The organism is Paenibacillus sp. OT2-17 (assembly GCF_009827695.1).
GTDB lineage: Bacteria > Bacillota > Bacilli > Paenibacillales > Paenibacillaceae > Paenibacillus > Paenibacillus polymyxa_B.
Map to the genome: position 1 here is coordinate 1 of NZ_WUDQ01000333.1, position 4,004 is coordinate 4,004.

Below are 4,004 nucleotides of genomic sequence, written 5' to 3' on the forward strand. Positions count from 1 at the left end.
GTTCACAGGAGCCGGTGAGTTCCATTATGGAGCAATATAGGTTGCCAAGAGGAACGACTGATGTGAAGGAGATGCTAGCATGGGAACCGGAAGCTGTATTTATACATGCCGCGACCGAAGCTCATTTTGATCTAGTTATGGCGTGTATTGAAAAAGGGATTGCTGTGTATGTGGATAAACCGTTGTCCTATGATGTTCGTCAGAATCTGGAAATGACCGCTTTTGCGGAAGCGCAGGCCGTGCTGCTGGCGGTAGGCTTTAATCGACGTTTTGCCCCGCATTATGTAGCTGCTAAAGCATGGTTAGAGGAAGCAGGTGGATTCAGTCAATGTGCGGCCATTAAACACCGTACTGGATATGATCGAAGACCGGCGGCACAGACGGTTTATGATGATTTAATTCACATGCTTGATTTGCTTTTGTGGCTGGGTGGCGATGATTATGAGCTGCTGCATAGCAGTATGAATACGACGAGTGATGGATATATGGATGCTGCGTTCGGGACCGTACGTTTGGGGAATGCTACCGGAAGCTACAGTATGAGTAGACAGGCAGGGGCTGACATAGAGAAGCTGGAGCTTCACGGGGCAGGACGGTCTGTTGAAGTAATAAATATGGAACAGGCTGTTTTTATGCAAAAAAATCATTCACCACTAACGCAAACATTTGGAAGCTGGGATACGATTTTGGAAAGACGGGGATTCACCGGAGTCGTGAATCATTTTCTGGAGCATATTCATCGTCCGGAGGAGTGTGCTGTACGGGCTGGAAAAGTATTGGAAAGCCATATGCTGGCTGACGAACTGATCAGCCGTTTGAGTGTTTAATATGGAACGTCCGAACGTGATCTTAACAGTCCAGACAGACATCAAGAATTAGGTTGAAGGAGAAATGAATGAATGGAAGAAGATAACCGTGGTAAACAGCTAGAAGAAGCCATCATTGAAAATTATAAGCAAGAAGAAGATATGATGATCCTTGTATTTGCGCAATGGTGTATCAATCACGGGTTGGAGCCAGAGGAATTATATCGTGTAGCGTATCCGCATCAGGATAGCAACGAGCGTCTGCTACGAGTACGCAAGTTGACTGTATCGCGTGAAGAAGCGGGTGATATTCCGCTGGATACGGTATTAGGGGTACTGTCCATGTTCGGAAATGAGGACTTGGCGATGGTCGTATCTGAGGCGGCTGCCAGCCTTTCGTCGGAACGGAAATAGGACTAGCCAGAATAAACAATATACTGTTATCATTTATGGCATCATGGACTCACTGTATTTACTTAAGACATTGTTGATGGGGAGGGTAAGCTTACGATGGAAGATATACCTATGCCAAGTACCTGTAAAGGCTGTGAAAGAGATATCTCGATATCGGAAGAGCAAATTACCAGAATTCTAACCAACATGAGACCCAAAATGGAATGTGTAAACGATGAAGTGTACGAAGCCAGACTGTTGGCCTGCTCACAATGTGAAGAGTTAATGTCCGGGCATACATGTGGCATCAGCGGAAGTATTGTTCGTGTACGTGCTTTGGCGGCAGCTCAAAATTGTCCCAGTTACCATGGTTCACGCTGGATAGGAACAGCCTAAAAGATACAATGCTCAGGCTCGGCTGAACCTGGATTACGGGTTAAAGTAGTCATACCTTGGTCTGCCCTAATGGCAGGCTTTTTGGTTTGATTGGACCTTTTCTTAACGATTGACAAAAAGTAGGCAATAAAATATATTAAACACGTGAAATGTTTTTATTTAATTATTAATATTTATATTAATGTTTTCTAGATGTGATGTTGCGTAAAAATTAAGATCGGAAGAAGATCGGTAATATGAGTGATATTTAGACCAAAAATGAAAGCGCAAACATTCGTAAGGGTGTTCCAACAATCTTAATATTTTGGGGAGGGTTTGTTGTGAAGGGTTCTATTGTTGTTAATACCGATTGGAAACAAGGCATTATTAATAAAAATATTTATGGACAATTTGCTGAGCATCTTGGACGTTGCATTTATGAAGGCATATGGGTTGGAGAGGACTCACCGATTCCAAACACAAACGGAATTCGAAATGATGTAGTGGAAGCCCTGAAAAAGCTGAACATTCCTGTATTGCGCTGGCCGGGAGGCTGTTTTGCCGATGAATATCATTGGAAAGATGGTATCGGACCAAAAGAAAACCGTAAGAGAATGGTAAATACGCATTGGGGCGGTGTGGTTGAAAATAATCATTTTGGCACACATGAGTTTTTTCAATTGTGCGAACTATTAGATGCAGAGCCTTATATTTGTGGAAATGTCGGCAGTGGTACAGTTCAGGAAATGTCGGAGTGGGTAGAGTACATGACCTTCGATGGAGAGTCCCCTATGGCTGCATGGCGTCAGGAAAACGGTCGTGAGAAACCATGGAAGCTCAAATATTTTGGAGTGGGTAACGAAAACTGGGGTTGTGGCGGTAACATGCGCCCAGAATATTATGCCGACCTGTATCGCCGCTATCAGACATATGTCCGTAACTATGGCGAGAACCGCATTTATCGGATTGCAGGGGGGGCGAATGTGGATGATTATCGTTGGACCGAAGTGTTGATGCGTGAAGCTGGGCATCTTATGGACGGTTTGAGCCTGCATAACTATACGATCCCGGGAAACTGGGAAGGGAAACGGCAAGCACTCGGCTTTGATGAAGCGGAATGGTTCGAGACGATGAAAAAATCATTGCATATGGATGAATTGATTACTCGTCATTCAGCCATTATGGACCAATATGATCCTGACAAAAGGGTCGGACTGATCGTCGATGAATGGGGAACCTGGTTCCTGACTGAGCCGGGGACCAATCCGGGCTTCCTGTATCAGCAAAACACGATGCGCGATGCGCTGGTAGCTGGGCTGCACCTACACATTTTCCATAATCACCATGACCGTGTACAGATGACGAATATCGCTCAAATGGTCAATGTTTTACAGGCCATGATTCTGACCGAAGGCCCTGCTATGCTGTTGACGCCGACATACCATATATTTGAAATGTTTAAGGTGCATCAGGATGCACAAGCACTGGCTGTTCATGTAAAGGTGGGCGATTATGAATATGATGGGGATTCCATCCCACAAGTAAGCGTGTCCGCCTCCAAGGCGCAGGATGACAATATTCATATTAGCTTTTGCAACGTCCATCCGGGCGAGTCGGCAAACTTGAATTTGGAGCTAAGAGGACTGGAAGAGGTTAAAAAGATCAGCGGTGTTGTTCTTGCCAGCGACGATATGCAGGCACATAATACGTTTGATCAGCCAGAGCGTGTGAAAAAGGAAGCTTTCACATCCTATCAGCTGCAAGGTCAGCATTTGGATGTTACACTGCCACCAATGTCGGTAGTGATGCTGACAATTGCTCCGTAAAAAAGCTGGGTTGTGGTATGTAAGCAGAATTTCATTATTATTGGTTATGAACAAAGAGAGCGTTCAGGTGAACGCTCTCTTTTACCTACAATTGCTCGCGGTGAATTACCCTGAATTCCTTGGGAGACATACCGAAGCGGGAACGAAATACACGGTGAAAATACGTGTAATTTGCAAATCCTGACGATTCGGCGGCTTGTTCCAGTGACATGGGACTGAAAATGATTCTTTCTCTCGCCATGTTAAGCCTGATGTCCAGCGTGTACTGCATAATGCTCGTATCGAATGTTTCCTTAAACAGATGTACTGCTCGGGATACGCTGATACCTACGTGTGAAGACACGTCATCCAGCTTGAAGTTAGAGGATGCATTTTCTTCAATATAATTTTTAATCTGATACGCAAGATAGTTATGATGAGTAGCGATAGGATGATCGGATAGCATACGGTCAAACTCCAAACATAAAATGCGCATGTAATAACTTGATATTTCCGGGTAAGGATTAGAAATACGTCGTTGCTCCATCACAAGCTGACGAAATAGGCCAAGCAGGGCTTCTGTGAGCTGAACCTTAATTCTGTTGTGTCGTTTATGATGGTTCCA

Annotated in this window: 5 protein-coding genes; 4 read left to right on the forward strand and 1 reads right to left on the reverse strand. The window is 44.6% G+C overall.

Going from position 1 to position 4,004, the window contains the following annotated elements; translation table 11 throughout:
* The 4 genes from GRP75_RS20605 to GRP75_RS20620 all read left to right on the forward strand — a co-directional run.
* The coding region (locus GRP75_RS20605; protein ID WP_160790233.1) for a Gfo/Idh/MocA family protein at nt 1-827 on the forward strand (827 nt) is incomplete at its 5' end.
* Nucleotides 828-899: 72 nt separating this feature from the next.
* On the forward strand, nt 900-1,220 hold the full coding sequence (locus tag GRP75_RS20610; RefSeq protein ID WP_023989283.1) for a hypothetical protein: 321 nt from the start codon (nt 900-902) through the stop codon (nt 1,218-1,220).
* A gap of 96 nt (nt 1,221-1,316) precedes the next feature.
* Nucleotides 1,317-1,595, forward strand: coding sequence for a DUF6171 family protein (locus GRP75_RS20615; RefSeq protein ID WP_023989282.1), 279 nt, complete (start codon nt 1,317-1,319; stop codon nt 1,593-1,595).
* A 320-nt stretch (nt 1,596-1,915) separates the two neighbouring features.
* Entirely contained in the window at nt 1,916-3,400 is a 1,485-nt protein-coding gene (locus GRP75_RS20620; RefSeq protein WP_028540582.1) for an alpha-N-arabinofuranosidase, read from the forward strand.
* Between the two features lie 85 nt (nt 3,401-3,485).
* Here the strand turns inward: GRP75_RS20620 and GRP75_RS20625 are convergent.
* Nucleotides 3,486-4,004 (reverse strand): helix-turn-helix transcriptional regulator (locus GRP75_RS20625; protein WP_160790234.1); only part of this gene is annotated, 519 nt, incomplete at its 5' end.